Below are 14,642 nucleotides of genomic sequence, written 5' to 3'. Positions count from 1 at the left end.
GAAGCGAGCGCGGGCGCCTCCCAATGATCAATACGCTTGCCCTCAATTTGATCGCTACCGTCATGGCTTGGGATAATGAGCGCGCGACCAGGGAATATGCCTGGTTGCGCCTGATGTCCTCGATGAAGTATGACGGCTATTCCGATTTCCGCGCAGGCGTACGGTTTCTGGAGAGCCTAGTTTCATGGCTGCGCCACTTCGACCCGGCGGACCGCGAGACAGCTTACGCCCTGGTTCGGCGGCGCCTAGTCTATATCTCGACCGCCGAGATGCAGCGCGTGATCGAGACCTTCATCCCCGAGGTGGTGACGCCCTATCTGCGCAAGGCAGTCGCCAACACAATGGGCATCAAGCCCTACGAGGTCTGGGCGACGAAGGAGGGCGCGAACGCATTCTCCGATCGACTGCGTCGCTGTCTCTTTGTCGGGCTGAGCGACGGAAGCCGTATCGACGTCCTGCGACGCGCCAACTCCGGGCGCTTGTCCCAGGAACAGGTCGTGCCGATGATGAACGTCGATGATGAAAAATGGCGGGGCCTTGGCAAAGACCTGAAGGACGACCTTAAGTCCGCGGACGCCCGCTTCGACGATGTCTATCTGATCGACGACTTCACCGCCTCGGGCACCACCTTCATACGCTTTCCCGAAGGCGGGGAAGCGAAGGGAAAACTCGCCAAGTTCGAAAAGATCGTCGCAAACGCGCGAGCCCAACTCAAGAACGACTTCCCGCTGGCAGACGGCTATACACTGCATATCCATCACTATATATCCACCGCCCAGGCGAGAGAGGCGCTCGAAGGCCGGATCGCCGAGGCAGCGATCAAACTTTCCAGTCGCAGCTATGGGACAGCGTTCATAACGGAGGGTCTGAGGCTACCGGGCGATCTGCGCATCGGCGCTGCAGATGCCGCGACCGGCACAATGCTCGCTGCCAACTCAAGCGACACATCCTATCTCGGGCTGTGCGATACCTACTACGATGATGAGCTCTTCATGCGGCTCGAGAAACACTGCAGGGAGGCCGGGCAGACCGACATGAAGTACGGATATGCGAACTGCGCGCTCCCCCTGGTCCTCGAGCACAACACTCCCAACAATTCGATATCCATCCTCTGGGCCGACACCGAGGGAACGCAGGGCCCGCCCATGCGGCCCTTGTTCCTGCGCCGCGATCGCCACGGATAAGCAGAATGGCAAACCCCTTCCTCCGCCGGGCAACCGAGTATGTCCGAGACGACGCATCGTTCCTGTCAATCGTCAGCCCGTCGCCGCTCACGACGTTCCTCGCCAAGAACAAGCATAAGGACGATATGTTCGAGGTGCCGGTTCGCATCATCGGCTCGCCCGGAAGCGGCAAGACTATGCTTGCGACGCTCGCCGAGTTCAGGATGGTCGAGGCGATCCTCAAGGACAGAACGAACGCCACCAATCGTACCCTGGCTGCCGCTCTCGCCGAGGCTGGCTTCCTCCAGAATGCCATCCCCCATATCGCCGCCGTGCGCGTACCGATGGAATCCGAGTATCGCGAGTTCTGGGAACTGCCGTACGAGAACGCCGTAAAGACCAAGCTCGCCTTCTGGCTAGTCCAGGCCCGCGCGATGCTCGGCCTCATCCGGAACCTCACGGCCAACCGAACCCGAGACCTCGATGGTATAACCTTCGTGCCGCGGGCTTCGTACGAGGCTCATCTTGAGCAAATCGGCGGCTTAACTGCCCAGGGCGTCCGCGACCGCGCCCTCGCCGTCCAGCGGGCGATCTACTCGATCGGCGCTGGCCTGCGGCCACCGAAGCTCAGCGATCTGCCAGAGGATGCAACAGCCCCCTACGCGCCGTTCGACGCCATTCAACGGATCAGAATCGAATGGGACGGCGAGCCCATCGAAGTGACGCCGCTGGTGATGCTGGACGACGTTCACGCGCTTCATCACGATCAGCTTGAGGAGATGTTCGAGACTTTGTCGCATCGCGAGATGAAGTTCGGCAGATGGATGATGATGCGCCTCGACGCCCTGAGTCCCGGCGCGGTGCTCCGCTCTCCCGGCGCGCAGCCATCCCACGGGCGCTCGCAGGGCCGCGATTTCGTCGACATCCGCATGCAGGTGGTCGAAGACGGCAAGAAGGATGCCGCTCGGCGGCAGTTCCGAACGATGGCCAAGGACATGGCGAAGCGGTACCTCCCGCTTGTCGAGGCGCTTCGCAACCGGGGGGCGACCGACATCGAGCGCCTTCTTCCCTCCGAGCCGCCAACCGTAACCCCGGCTCAATTGCGGTCACTCACTGAGAAAATCGCACGCGAGCAGGCCAAACGTGGCGTTGCCGCCTCCCGTCGGGAGGAGATCGACGCAATCGTCGCCGATTATCTGAAACGCTCGCGCTCATACGACCATGGGCCGGAGGTGGCGCTCGCGATGGTGCGCATCCTTATCCACCGTTATGCTGTGCGCATTGCACGGTCCGCGCCGTCCCTCTTCGAAGATTTCGATCCCGAGCCGAAAACACCGTTGAAGGCAGACGCAGACGTCGCGCACGGCGCCCGCCTGCACCTCTACCACGAACTAGGACGTCCGTTCCATTTCGGGATTGATGATATTTGCGACGCCAGTAACGAAAATGCCGAAATCTTTCTGCAGTTCGCCGGCGCGCTCGTCGCGAACATCGAGACCCGCGCGATCCGCAACGAAGATCTTCCTCTGCCAGCCAAGACCCAGCAGAAGGTGCTCTCCGACAAGGCGCGCGCGATCATGGATGGCTGGGCTTTCCCGCACGCCTCCCGGGTGCGCGCCATGGTTGATCATATCGCGAAGGACTGCCTTGCCGAATCTCTGCTCCCGAACGCGCCCCTAGGGGCCGGCGCCAACGCGATCGGTATCCTGGAAGACGAAATGCAGGCCCTGTCGCTGGATGATGAGTTGGGCGCGGTGCTGAAGCACGCCATCGCGAACGGAGCGATAACGATCGAACGTGATTACGGTCAGGGCGGCAAGCTTTGGACGCTGATCGAGCTGACCGGCACGGTGAGCCTCGTCCACGGCCTGACCTATAATCGAGGCGGATTCCTCGAAAGGCGAGTGGGATATCTACGCGACGCAGCGGGGCTGGCCGATGCGTGAACATTGGTCAAACTGCATCACGAACTTCGACGACGACGTCGCTTCGTTCATCCGGGATTATTTCGCCGATCCATCACGCCGCGTCTTGCTGGTTGCAGCCGCCGGGTTCGATCCGCGTTCGCAGCGCGTGTCCCAGTTGCTAGCGGACACGCTCGACGAGCGGTTATCCGCCTACTACATTCGTGAGGAACGTCCAGGCGCGACCGACGAGCTCGTAAAACGCGCGGATGCGAACGAGACGGCGTTAAAGGCCATTGTTCCGGCCTCCAAGGTTTTCGTGCTGCCGGTATTCGCAGACGACGGTGCTCCTGTTGGGGGTGCCCGACTGGTCTCGGAGATTCTTGCCAACCCGATCCCGGCCGACGTCACGGACGTAATTCTGGATCTTAGCGCGCTTTCCATCGGAATTGGCTTTCCGGCAGCCAAGCTCCTCCTCGAGGAATGCGAGGAGGACGGCAATCGCGCCTTCCACCTGATGATCGTGTCGAACCCGGAACTGGACGACCAAATATCCAGCGTCCCGTCGAGCCGCATTAGTCCGGTCAAGGGCTTCGCACCCGACGTCGGGATGAGCGCGCTCGAAGTTGCCCCGGTCTGGATACCGCAGCTCGCGCGGGGCAGAGCCTCCACCCTGACGCAGATCGGTGCATCGAGCGGGAACTGGTACAAGATATGTCCGGTGCTGCCCTTTCCCGCTCGGAATCCGCGCCGCGCCGACGATCTCCTCACCGAGTTCCAGACCGAGCTCGTCGATGAATGGGAGATAGACCCCCGCGACATCGTCTACGCGTCCGAGAAGAACCCTCTCGACTGCTACCGAACCCTGTCCACCCTGAAGCAACGGATCGACCGGACAATGGAAGGGACCTATGACCCCCGTATGGTACTCTCGCCCTTGGGCAGCAAGGTGCTGGCGGCAGGGGCGATGATGGCCGCCATCGAACACGGCATGTCGGTGCAATATGTCGAGACGGAAAGCTACGACTTCAGCGCGGCGAAGCCGTCACCAAGCGATCCTCCGGACATGATGGTGCACCTCGTCCTGTCGGGGCCCTTGTACGCGGGCTATAGCGAAGAATGAGCACGCCCAGGTTCAGTTCCAAGCTCGATGCGCTGCCCGCCACTCTCGACCTTTTTGCCGATTTCGATCCCGCCCCGATCGCGACATCGCTCATGCGGGGAAACTGTGGTCACGCCTTGGCGATCGGATCCGGCGGTTCGGTCGTCGCAGCCGAATATTTCGTACGATGCCGAGACTCGCTCGGACTGGGGCCGACGTCGGTCGCCACGCCTATGCACGCGGTTACCGATCATCATTCTCTCAAGTCCACCCAAGTGTGGCTCTTCAGCGCTGGCGGAGACAACCCCGATGTGACCGCGGCGGCGCAGGCGGTCATCGACCGCGCCTGCGTTGATCTCAACCTCGTTACGCGCAACCCTGATGGCGCCGCCGCGGCGATCGTGAGGCAAGTCGGCGGTGCGGTGCATGTTGTTCCAGTCGCAGACCTCAAGGATGGATATCTCGCGACGCACTCGCTTCTTGCGATGACCGTCGGCCTTCTGCTCGCCAGTGCGATGGCGTCTCGCGAACCCGCATCAAGCCCTGCGCCCCTCGAACAGATCGCGGGCCGACTGACCGGGGCTCGCGACATTAGTGAACGCAGCCATCTTGTGGACCAATGGGCGGGCTTTCGGACCAGCGACACCCTGATCATCGCCGCCGATCCGCTGTTGCGGCCCGTCGCATCGCTGCTCGACACGTCCCTTTGGGAAGCTACGCTCTGCCCCGTGCAAACGACCGACTTTCGCAATCTCGCCCACGGACGGCATGCGTGGCTTCACCATCGGGCCAACGACACGGTCGTACTTGCGCTCACAGGGAGTACGTCCCGCGCGTCTTGGGCGGCGATCGACGATGTGCTTCCAGATGGTTTGCGGCGCACGGCGGTCGACCACGGCCGTTGCGGTAGGCTCGAGAACCTGCTCGCCCTGATCGACGGGCTCTCGTTGGTCGAGGCCATCGGCGAAACCCTGGGCATCGATCCCGGCAAACCCGGTATCGGCGAATTTGGCCGTGCGATCTACGACGACCGATCCCTCGAAAAGCTGGCCCATAACCTTCCGCCTCGGCTACGTCACAAACGCGCGGCAATGGCGAAGGCCGATGCGTCGTATCCCGAACAGCCCAGCCTTGCGTCAATTGGCAGCGAGCGGTTGCGAACACTCGAAGAAGCGGACATTGGCGGTGCGGTCTTTGACTATGACGGGACCATAGTGACGACCGACGGGCGATATGATTTGCCCGATCAGAGAATTGTCGACGAGCTGGTCCGGCTGCACCGGGCGGGCTTGAAACTGGGGATCGCAACCGGGAGAGGCGGCTCTGTCGGAGACGATCTTCGCAAGGTACTTCCCGCAGACCTCCTCTCCTTAATGGTCATCGGCTACTATAACGGCGGATATATCAGCACCGCTGACGTCCAGATCGAGCTGGATCCGCCCGCGCAGAGCGCAGCTATCGCCGCCACCGCCTCGTGGCTGGAGAAACGGAACGACCTCTTCCTTGAGAAAAAATTCAAGGCAGGGCCAGTGCAGATCAGTGTGGACATGCACCGCCTGAAACACCCGTACCGATTCGCGCTCGATCTTGCTGCGTGCCCCCTAATCGCGACCGGCGAGGTAAGGATATCGGCGTCCGGACACAGCTTCGACATCGTTCCCTCGTCATCGAGCAAAGCGGCTGTCGTCGAGGCGGTCCGCGACGTGGCACGCCCAGGGACAGCAATCCTGTGCTTCGGGGATAGTGGCGCCGCTTCGGGCAACGACCACGCGCTGCTCTCGCATCCGCACGGCGTTAGCGTCGGCGAAGTCTGCGGCGCGCCAAACGGTTGCTGGTCGCTGTTCGGCGGCACTATAACGGGACCGGAGGCCCTTCTCAAACTGTTGGCCGCTCTGGTACAATGTACGTCTGGCGAGATTCGCCTCGACACAGCTTCGCTGTCGCTAGACAGTCGATGACCCAAGGAGTACATAGCAAGAACATGACTACCGCGACTTCTCTTCAGTACCGCTTCGACGTAGCTGGCACAGGACTGACCGTCCTAGACAGGATCTACGCCGATGGCGACCTGACCGACGAAGCGCTGGGAGGCTCATGCGGGAATGTACTCCTGTCGCTCGCGATGTTGCATCGGAATGTCGTTCCGCTGCTGATGCTCGGCGACGACGATGAGGGCGGGCAACTGCTCGCGGAGTTCGTCGAGGCCGGCGCGGTCGTAGATCACATCCATCGCCAATCGGGCACGCGCTCGCCGATCATCGCCCAGGAGTTGGACACGGCGTCGGGCCATCACGATTTCACCTTCGTCTGCCCCGAGACGAGCGAGGATCTTCCGCGCTACGTTCCGATCGGACAGAGCGAGGTGGCCTCCGCGCTCCACATCCTCACCCAGTGCAGCGTCTTCTACGCCGACCGGCTGTCGGAGAGCATCCTGGAAGCCATGAAGGCTGCCCGGCGCTCAGGTGCAATCATCTTCTTCGAGCCCTCGGACGTCGAGCAAGACGACCTGTTCGATGAGGCGCTAGGCCTCGTCTCCATCCTCAAATATTCTGTCGACAGGCTTGGCGAGCGCCTGGCGGACCTGCATCATGACTGTGTGCGGATCGTCACGCACGGTGCAGCAGGTCTTGAAATCCGCCATGACGACCAGGCCGTGTGGTGTTCGGCGATAAGTGCGCCAGCGGTACTCGATACCTGCGGTTCGGGCGACATGGTGAGCGTTGGCGTCATCGACTGGATGCTCTCGTCCGGCCTCCAAGCGAACGACCTCAGCACTACAGTGCTGATCGAGGGTATAGTCGCTGGTCAACGACTAGCCGCCGAAAACTGCGCCTTTGTCGGCGCACGCGGCCTCTTCAAGCATTGCGGCCCCAACTATGCCCGCGAAGTCCTGCGCGTGCCGTCAAAGGCCTATTCAGCGGCGACGAGGCAACATTCGTCCTCCTGACGGAGTTCGTCCCGTATCTCCATCAGCAGCACGCCGAGCATGTTCTTGCCCGCGCCGTTTACTTCGCCCCAGAGCCGGTTGACGTCATTGTCCACCGTAGCCGATTCGACAAGGCGGGCGTCGCCCGTCGATAGCAGCAGGTCGCGAAGATCCGCGTGCTGGGTGAACTTCGCCCTGAGCACAGCCCGCATGCGGTCAAACTTCGAGGTAGACCAGCCAGGGGCCACATCCCAATAATATAGGCCGTGCGCCGCCATTGCTAGCAGCGCTGGCGACGGCGCCGCCAGCAGCCACTTACGGACCTCAGGCTTGCGCGCCTTGCCCGCCTGGTACGCATGCTCGCTGGTGGCGAACGCCTCGCCCTCGAATTCCACCTCGCGACGATATAGGTTGCTGAAGGCGCCATAGGGCTTCTCGCTGGCCCGGTAGAACCGAATTTCGTCCACTCGAAACCTCCTTGCAAATTTAATTTGTTATATGCATGCTAATTTGCATGAAGCCGACAATCAAGCAGCTTGATGACCTGAAGGCGAAAATCGTTGCTGCGCGCGCAGAGAAAGGACTAAGCTACGCGGAATTAGGGAGAATTTCGCTCGTCCATCCGAGTCAGGTCAGCCGGATCTGCGAGGGGCATTTCAAGACATTCAGCCACAACGTCGTGCAAGTCTGCAAGGCGCTGGAAATCCGGGTTCCGCGCTTGGAGCCACAACAGTCGAGCATGGCGCCGGAATGGGCGCAGGCGATGTCGAGCATGCGCAAGATATGGGACGACACGCCCGAGGGCGCGCAGGTTATCTCCCGCATGCTGGATGCGATCGCCGATCTCAAGGTTCGGGCCAACTAAGCGCGGGTCGCTTGCGCCGAAGCGGCCTTCAGCGAGCGAGCCCGCCGTCTTCGGGTCGACGATATGATGGCGACAGAAGATACGCTCGCCGCATTGCGCAAGGCAGCCAAAGAGCCCACATAGGCAATTCTCATCGATCTCATCAGGAGATTAGGGCATCGGCTTCTAGTGTACGTACGCCGCCATCTTTCGAGGACGTTCATCTTTAGGCTCAACGTCCGCTGTGTCGGCGATACACGTCGTACTCTGGCCGCCTAGATCCGGTCGTCTGACCTAGGTTTCGTCGCTCTCCTCTTCCTCGTCGAGTACGTCCGTGAAGCCGCTTCCCTCAACGAGCACCTTGTAAGCGGCAAAGGGAATTATGTTCAGTTTCGCGATGCGGTTGAGCAGCCGTGGAAAGCCGGTCTCATCATAGACTTGGTCGTTCTCGGCGGCCTTGGTGACGAGGTAGCCGATATGGTCGGGCGTCAGATGATCGAGCACTGGCAGGAGCAGCCTTGTCCGCCTGATCCTGGCGTGGTTGTAAGTGTTGGATTTGAGATAACGCGCGATAATCGCATCGACAACGATGGGGCGCAGGCCTTCCTCGGCCAGCAAAGCGGCCAGCTGGTTGGTGTTGAAATCCAGCAGACGCTCCTTGAGCTGCGGCACCAGGTCTGGGATATGCACAAGAAACGGAAAACTAGGCTCGATTTCATTGTAGTCGGCGCCTTCGATGAAATGAGTCACGCGGTCGCGATTCGCTGCATCGAGCAGATCCCATGCTGCCGGCCACGCGGCAACGAACGCCACAGCGGTCGGCAGTTCCTCGTCATTGGCCTTGTGAAAGATCTTTCGGAACTGCTGGCCAATTCTGGGTTCCGCAATACCCCTGTGCGTGTCGGCCACGATGGTCAAGGCGGTGAGCGCCTGCGGCAGTTGGTGGAAGCCATCGTCGAGTTCGATATAGCCGAAGATCAGGGCGTCGATGAAATTCTTGACCAGCGTGGGCGTCGGGTGGCCCAGAGCGCTGCTGGCCAGCTGGGTCTTTGCCTTGGCGAGATCGGTCGGGAAATAGGCTGACGAGACGAGGGTCTTGAGGGCCTCAAGCGCCGCCTTTCCCTGAACGGGCGGTTGGCTGAGTACGTGCGCGATCGCATTACGCAGGTGCAGCCGCGCCAGTTCAGCGGGAGGGCGGAAGGCTTCACCGACGCGGTTGAACGATGGATGGGCGCAGCGGTGGCGGTCCTCACGCAGACGCTCGAGATCTGTCAGTTGCTGCGCGTCGATCAAGGAAAGGTCGTTGAAAACCTTTTGCAGAATCTCCCGTTCGAATTCTAGCGCCTGCTTCGTCGCCTGCTGCGCGCCCGAATGAATCTGCTGCTGGTAGATCTCGAAAGTTTCGAGAATCCTACTCGCCGCCGCCTCCCCGCCAATACTAAGGTCTCGGACCTTGTCCATCAGATCGAAGACCACGGCGATCCAGCTCATGACGATCGTCGCGCGATAGGCGCCGCCCCGATAGGACGCGACCGCTTCCGCGATATGTTCCCGGGCCTCATCCGTCCGGCACCGCAGGATTAGCTCGTCCAGATCCGACAGTCGCTCAAGCATCTTCGAACTCTCTTTTATGTCGCGGCAACCGGACGACATCGTGCTGAAGGAACCGCCAAGCAGCGGATTCTGCGTTAAAGCACGGAAAATAAGTGTGGAAAAGCCGTTAGCGTCGACCGGAACTCTCGCGTGGCAGGCTGGGCGACTGCGCTCCAGCGGGCGGTGATCGTTCCCCCTGTCTGATGATATGATGATATGAAGTAGGCTGTGGAAGGGAGCCCCCCCCCTGAGGGTCTGGAGCCTGTAGGGCGCACGGGCCCCTTCCGCATCGGTCACAACCCTGAACAGTTGCTTGGGACTGCTGACCCCGCACGCCATAGACAGGATCGCCAACACCTCGGATGGAACCGTATTTACCGGAGGCATGGTGTTTTAAGAGCTAGATTTATGAAGGGGACCGCTTTCAGGGCGCGCGTCGAATGCCCTGAATGTCAGCTCTGTCGGCGGTTCAGGACGTCGCTCCGAAGCGGTGATAGTCCTCTTCATTCCCCGGGCCCGCCGGTTGTCCGGTGATCTCGCCCCAGGCGCGTCCGATCGCTTCGGCGAGATGCTGCGGTAGGATGCGATCGCCATCGGGTCGCGAATGCAAAGACATGAAGCTGTTTCCCCACCGCCGATAAGGCTCCGGCGCCGCGAGAGGGGTTTCGACCAGGAAGAGTTGATCGATGGAGCGGCACCGATTGTCACGCATCGCGTCTCCCACCAGGGCCACGATCGAATGCCGATCCAGCCGAAAAGGCGGGGTGATCAGTGCCAGCAGCCCCATCGCCTCTGGCCGACCCAGCGCAGCCTTCGTCGCTTTGAGCTGCGCGTTCGCGGCCTTCGCCTCCGCCAAGACCCTTTTGCCAGCGATCCGCAGCGTGTTCATGGCGATCGCGGGCGGCAGATCGTGCAACCTCACCGTCACAGTGCCGGATATTACCGGTGCTCCCATATGCGTATTGCGCAAAAACATCTCGCCAACCGCCTCCGACGTCTCGTCCGATGCGGCCCGATCTGTGGTGAGCGACTTAACCTCGACGATCACATCGTCCGCCGGGAACAGGATATCTGCGATCTTGCCCGTATAGCCGGGTCTCGTGTGACTCTCGATCGGCTCACCGCCCGCGGCGGTGAGCACCGAAACCATCAGGTTATGCTGGTTCATCTGGCGTTCGCCGTCTTTCCGCGCGGCTTTCCCCCGAAAGCTGCGATCCAACCCCACAAAACAACGATGGATGGATGACCGGTTTCGGTAAGGCAAGTCCACGCCGCCAAGGACTACTTTGTCGGCTTGAACGGACGGCGCGTTCGCTCTCGCCTGACGTCTGCAATCGAGGGCGCCGCGTTTTGAAGCCGACCGTCGCGAAGGTCCCCATGTTGACCTGAAATCAGACCTCCAGGTTACGCATTTCATGGACCTATCGTCCCAACAGTCGGCGTTCCAACAGGGCCTGCATATCCCGCCGACCATCTGCAATGAGGAGAATAAATACACGGTTCCCAGCCACTCGGTAGATCAGCCGATATGGATGAAGGAGAAGCTGTCTAAACTCCTTGATCCCGAACCCCTCCAATTCCTTCGGTACGCTGCCGCGCATCGGAAACTGTTTCAGCGCTTCGATCTTCCCCGCAAATGCATCAAGGAGCGCGTCGGCGTCAGCACGCGATCGGTGCTCGGAGAGATAATCGAAAATGGCTTCGAGATCGTCTTCCGCACCCCGGGTGAGTTCAACCTCAAACCTCCCAGCCTTCGTCAATTGGGCGCTGCCTTCTTCTTAAGCCGGGCAATCACCGATCGCGCAGCCTTTGTCCGCCCTGCTTCGATATCCTGGTTACCGATCGCGAGCAGCTTGAGAAGCGCCAACGCCTCCTGCGTTTCCTCAAAGGACGCGACATCCTGGATGACGGCTTTGGCTTCGCCATTCTGCGTAATCACCAGTGGCTGACGCCGTTCTGCGAGGTCAAGCAGCACCTCAGCAGCATTGGCCTTTAGATAGCTGATCGGCTTCACCTGGCTCGAATATCGCATGGCATGACCTTCGTGGACTAAATTCGAACCAAATATAGTCCGCCCGTGAGGATATCGCAAGGCCGGTGCAACTTTGGCGGTTACTGAAAATTCCGACTTTTCACCAGCGGTCGCTCTCGCACATGATCGATATGCAAGTCGCGCACGAGAATATCACGCGCGGCTGGCTGCCTTGCTGAACTATCCCTGGGATCAGGTCCTCCGCCGCTCCGCGCCCCATCGCCGCGGCCGTAGGGAAGAGGAAACGCCTCCCCTCTTTGCCCCAAAGATCCCAGCAATGGCGATAGGTCGACCAGCTTCTTCGCGATAACATGCACAACCTCGCCCTCCCGCTGCACCTGCCCGTACAGCCCGAGCATACGCGCACCCATGACGATCCGCCGGTTCTGTTCAAACATGCGCGGCCAGATAATGAGATTGGCGATCCCGCTCTCATCCTCAATGGTAATGAACATGACCCCCTTGGCCGACCCCGGTCGCTGGCGCACCAGCACCAGCCCGGCCAGCCAGATGTAGCGGCCCTCCTTGGTCGTATCGAGCGTGCTGCACGGTACCATCTTCTGCCGCTGTAATTCCTCTCGCAGGAACGACACCGGATGCTGGCGCAACGTAACGCCAACATGGCCATAATCCTCGACCACCTCTCTCCCTTCGCTCATCGGCCGCAGGGCAACGGCCTGCTCGACAATCTCCTGTACGAACCCGTTTTCCCGCGTGTCAGCGGCAGCAAACAGCGGCAGTTGCTCGTCACGCAGCGCCTTGATCGCCCAGAGCGCTTCCCGCCGGGCAATGCGCATGGCGCCCCGAAAGGCATCGGCTTCAGCGAGTCGATTGAGGGCGCCCGATCCCACGCCTGCCCGGCGCCATAGCTCCTCTACGCTCATGAATGGCTCATCCGCCCGCGCCGCGATGATTCGGGCGGCGTCTGTTTCCTTAAGCCCCCGCACCATCCGCATGCCCAGCCGCACAGCGAACCGGTCGCCAGTGGTCGGCTCCAGCGTACAATCCCAGCGTGATGCATTGACGCAGACCGGGCGCACCTCGACCCGATGGGCGCGGGCATCGGCCACAATCTGGGCCGGCGCATAGAAACCCATGGGCTGCGAATTGAGCAGGCTCGCGCAGAACACCTCGGGATGCCAGCATTTGAGCCAGCAGGACGCATAGGCGATCAGCGCAAAGGAGGCCGCATGGCTTTCCGGGAAGCCATAGCTGCCAAAACCCTCCAGCTGACCGAAGGTCTTCTCGGCAAACTCGGCGGTGTAACCGCGCTCGACCATGCCGCTGACCAGCTTTTCCTTGAACTTCGACACACCGCCGGTGAACTTGAACGTCGCCATGGCGCGCCGCAGCTGATCGGCCTCGGACGCTGTGAAGCCTGCGCATTCGATTGCTACCCGCATCGCCTGTTCCTGAAACAGCGGGACGCCCAACGTCTTGCCCAGCACCTTTTCCAGTTCGGGCTTGGGATATTCGACCTTCTCCTTCCCCGCCCGCCGGCGCAGATAGGGATGGACCATATCGCCCTGGATGGGGCCGGGCCGCACGATCGCCACCTCGATCACCAGATCATAGAAGGTGCGCGGCTTGATATGGGGGAGCATCGCCATCTGCGCCCGGCTCTCGATCTGGAACGCGCCCAGCGTGTCGGCGGCGCGGATCATGGCATAGGTACGCGGATCTTCGGGTGGAATGGAGGCCAGGTCCATGCGGATGCCCTTATGCTGCTCCAGAAAATCGAACCCGCGCTTCATGGCCGTCAGCATGCCCAGCGCCAGGCAATCGACCTTCATGAATTTCAAGGCATCTATGTCGTCTTTGTCCCATTCGATGACCTGCCGGTCCGCCATAGCGGCGGGCTCGATCGGCACCAATTCGTCGAGCCGGTCATGGGTAAGGACAAAGCCGCCGGGATGCTGAGAGAGATGGCGGGGCGTGCCGATCAACTCGCGCGCGAGGTCCAGCGCCAGCCGCAATCGCCGGTCGGAGAGGTTGAGGTTCAATTCCTCGGCATGGCGCTCCTGAACCCCCTCCTCGCTCCAGCCCCAGACCTGGCTCGACAGCGCCTTGATCAGATCTTCGGAAAGGCCCAGCGCCTTGCCGACATCCTTGATCGCGCCCTTGGCGCGGTAGCGGATGACGGTCGAACAGAGCGCGCTATGGTCACGGCCATAGGTGTCGAACACCCATTGCATGACGATCTCGCGCCGCTCATGCTCGAAGTCGACGTCGATATCGGGCGGCTCTTTGCGCTCCTGGCTGATGAACCTCTCAAACAACAGGTCGGAGCGTTCGGGGTCGATCGAGGTGATACCCAGCACATAGCAGACCGCACTGTTGGCGGCCGAGCCCCGCCCCTGGCAGAGAATGTCCCGGCTACGCGCGAAACGGACGATGGAGTTCACCGTCAGGAAATAGGGCGCATAACCAAGCTCGGCGATCAGCCCCAGCTCGTGGCGCAGCAGGCGCGCGACCTTGTCGGGCACGCCCTCCGGATAACGGGCCTTTGCCGCCTCCCAGCTCATCTGCTCCAGCGCCGCCTGCGGCGTCTGGCCCGCGATGCTCACTTCCTGCGGATATTGATATTTGAGCTCGTCGAGTGAGAAGCGGCAGCGCTCGGCAATCTCCAGCGTCCGGGCCAGCGCCTGGGGATAGCGACCGTAGAGGCGGTGCATTTCTGCAGCCGGCATCAGATAGCGGTCGGCATAAAGCTCACGCCGGGCGCCAAGCTCATCAATGGTGCAGCGATGACGGGTGCAGGTCATGACCTCCTGCAACACACGGCGATGCGGATGGTGATAGAGGACATCGCCGGTGATCACTGTCGGCACCGCATGCCGTGCAGCGAGATTGGAGAGATTATGGAGTCGCAACTGATCGCCCGGCCGCCGGCGCAGGGTCAGCGCCAGATAGCCCCGTCCGGCAAAGAGTTTGGCGAAGCGCCCGATCACGGCCTTGATCTGCCCCCGCCGAGTGAACCGATTGGTTTGTTAGTGTATTAAGCCCATCGCCGCCATATCCGGACGGAGGTGGAGCGAAGCGGAACCGGAGGCCGGATATGGCGGTGTCGCCGTTTCC

The 14,642-nt window shown here is 61.3% G+C and carries 12 protein-coding genes and 1 pseudogene; 6 read left to right on the top strand and 7 right to left on the bottom strand.

Going from position 1 to position 14,642, the window contains the following annotated elements:
- The first annotated feature begins 23 nt into the window (after positions 1-23).
- The 5 genes from A8G00_RS08985 to A8G00_RS08965 are packed head-to-tail and all read left to right on the top strand — an operon-like array spanning position 24 to position 7,116.
- Positions 24-1,184 (top strand): hypothetical protein, encoded by a 1,161-nt coding sequence (locus tag A8G00_RS08985; protein ID WP_061939967.1) that lies wholly within the window; start codon positions 24-26, stop codon positions 1,182-1,184.
- 5 nt (positions 1,185-1,189) lie between these two features.
- Positions 1,190-3,109: a hypothetical protein gene (locus tag A8G00_RS08980; RefSeq protein ID WP_061939970.1), complete on the top strand. Its 1,920-nt coding sequence runs from the start codon at positions 1,190-1,192 to the stop codon at positions 3,107-3,109.
- Entirely contained in the window at positions 3,102-4,190 is a 1,089-nt protein-coding gene (locus tag A8G00_RS08975; protein WP_061939972.1) for a hypothetical protein, read from the top strand. The genes A8G00_RS08980 and A8G00_RS08975 overlap by 8 nt, the downstream gene beginning before the upstream one ends.
- Positions 4,187-6,127: an HAD hydrolase family protein gene (locus A8G00_RS08970; RefSeq protein WP_061939974.1), complete on the top strand. Its 1,941-nt coding sequence runs from the start codon at positions 4,187-4,189 to the stop codon at positions 6,125-6,127. Before A8G00_RS08975 ends, A8G00_RS08970 begins: the two co-directional genes overlap by 4 nt.
- A gap of 23 nt (positions 6,128-6,150) precedes the next feature.
- On the top strand, positions 6,151-7,116 hold the full coding sequence (locus tag A8G00_RS08965) for a PfkB family carbohydrate kinase (protein WP_061939976.1): 966 nt from the start codon (positions 6,151-6,153) through the stop codon (positions 7,114-7,116).
- Here the strand turns inward: A8G00_RS08965 and A8G00_RS08960 are convergent.
- On the bottom strand, positions 7,080-7,562 hold the full coding sequence (locus tag A8G00_RS08960) for an NADAR family protein (protein ID WP_061939978.1): 483 nt from the start codon (positions 7,560-7,562) through the stop codon (positions 7,080-7,082). The genes A8G00_RS08965 and A8G00_RS08960 overlap by 37 nt on opposite strands.
- Before the next feature lie 47 nt (positions 7,563-7,609).
- Here A8G00_RS08960 and A8G00_RS08955 point away from each other — a divergent pair, with 47 nt between their 5' ends.
- Positions 7,610-7,960, top strand: a complete 351-nt coding sequence (locus A8G00_RS08955; protein ID WP_061939980.1) for a helix-turn-helix transcriptional regulator — start codon at positions 7,610-7,612, stop codon at positions 7,958-7,960.
- A gap of 273 nt (positions 7,961-8,233) precedes the next feature.
- On the opposite strand, the gene A8G00_RS08950 is transcribed toward A8G00_RS08955, so the two are convergent.
- From A8G00_RS08950 to A8G00_RS08925, 6 genes and pseudogenes are all read right to left on the bottom strand, one after another.
- On the bottom strand, positions 8,234-9,553 hold the full coding sequence (locus A8G00_RS08950; RefSeq protein ID WP_061939982.1) for a hypothetical protein: 1,320 nt from the start codon (positions 9,551-9,553) through the stop codon (positions 8,234-8,236).
- Between the two features lie 448 nt (positions 9,554-10,001).
- Positions 10,002-10,700, bottom strand: coding sequence for a hypothetical protein (locus tag A8G00_RS08945; protein ID WP_061939984.1), 699 nt, complete (start codon positions 10,698-10,700; stop codon positions 10,002-10,004).
- Between the two features lie 253 nt (positions 10,701-10,953).
- Positions 10,954-11,292: a type II toxin-antitoxin system RelE/ParE family toxin gene (locus A8G00_RS08940; protein ID WP_061939986.1), complete on the bottom strand. Its 339-nt coding sequence runs from the start codon at positions 11,290-11,292 to the stop codon at positions 10,954-10,956.
- A complete protein-coding gene (locus A8G00_RS08935; RefSeq protein ID WP_061939988.1) occupies positions 11,289-11,564 on the bottom strand; it encodes a type II toxin-antitoxin system Phd/YefM family antitoxin in 276 nt (91 codons plus the stop codon). Before A8G00_RS08935 ends, A8G00_RS08940 begins: the two co-directional genes overlap by 4 nt.
- A gap of 80 nt (positions 11,565-11,644) precedes the next feature.
- Entirely contained in the window at positions 11,645-14,515 is a 2,871-nt protein-coding gene (locus A8G00_RS08930; RefSeq protein ID WP_253257946.1) for an error-prone DNA polymerase, read from the bottom strand.
- Positions 14,516-14,554: 39 nt separating this feature from the next.
- Positions 14,555-14,642: pseudogene (locus A8G00_RS08925) on the bottom strand (integrase catalytic subunit); the annotation flags it as partial.

The organism is Sphingobium sp. SA916, from assembly GCF_002894065.1.
Lineage (GTDB): Bacteria > Pseudomonadota > Alphaproteobacteria > Sphingomonadales > Sphingomonadaceae > Sphingobium > Sphingobium fuliginis.
Note: the sequence above shows the minus strand (reverse complement) of the source record. Positions and strands in the feature narration are given on the sequence as shown.

What these genes read in the sequence shown, in the direction of transcription:
- A8G00_RS08985 (WP_061939967.1), top strand. Translation starts at nt 24, where the DNA reads ATGATCAATACGCTTGCCCTCAATTTGATCGCTACCGTCATGGCTTGG.
- A8G00_RS08980 (WP_061939970.1), top strand. Translation starts at nt 1,190, where the DNA reads ATGGCAAACCCCTTCCTCCGCCGGGCAACCGAGTATGTCCGAGACGAC.
- A8G00_RS08975 (WP_061939972.1), top strand. Translation starts at nt 3,102, where the DNA reads ATGCGTGAACATTGGTCAAACTGCATCACGAACTTCGACGACGACGTC.
- A8G00_RS08970 (WP_061939974.1), top strand. Translation starts at nt 4,187, where the DNA reads ATGAGCACGCCCAGGTTCAGTTCCAAGCTCGATGCGCTGCCCGCCACT.
- A8G00_RS08965 (WP_061939976.1), top strand. Translation starts at nt 6,151, where the DNA reads ATGACTACCGCGACTTCTCTTCAGTACCGCTTCGACGTAGCTGGCACA.
- A8G00_RS08955 (WP_061939980.1), top strand. Translation starts at nt 7,610, where the DNA reads ATGAAGCCGACAATCAAGCAGCTTGATGACCTGAAGGCGAAAATCGTT.
- A8G00_RS08950 (WP_061939982.1), bottom strand. Translation starts at nt 9,553, where the DNA reads ATGCTTGAGCGACTGTCGGATCTGGACGAGCTAATCCTGCGGTGCCGG.
- A8G00_RS08945 (WP_061939984.1), bottom strand. Translation starts at nt 10,700, where the DNA reads ATGAACCAGCATAACCTGATGGTTTCGGTGCTCACCGCCGCGGGCGGT.
- A8G00_RS08935 (WP_061939988.1), bottom strand. Translation starts at nt 11,564, where the DNA reads ATGCGATATTCGAGCCAGGTGAAGCCGATCAGCTATCTAAAGGCCAAT.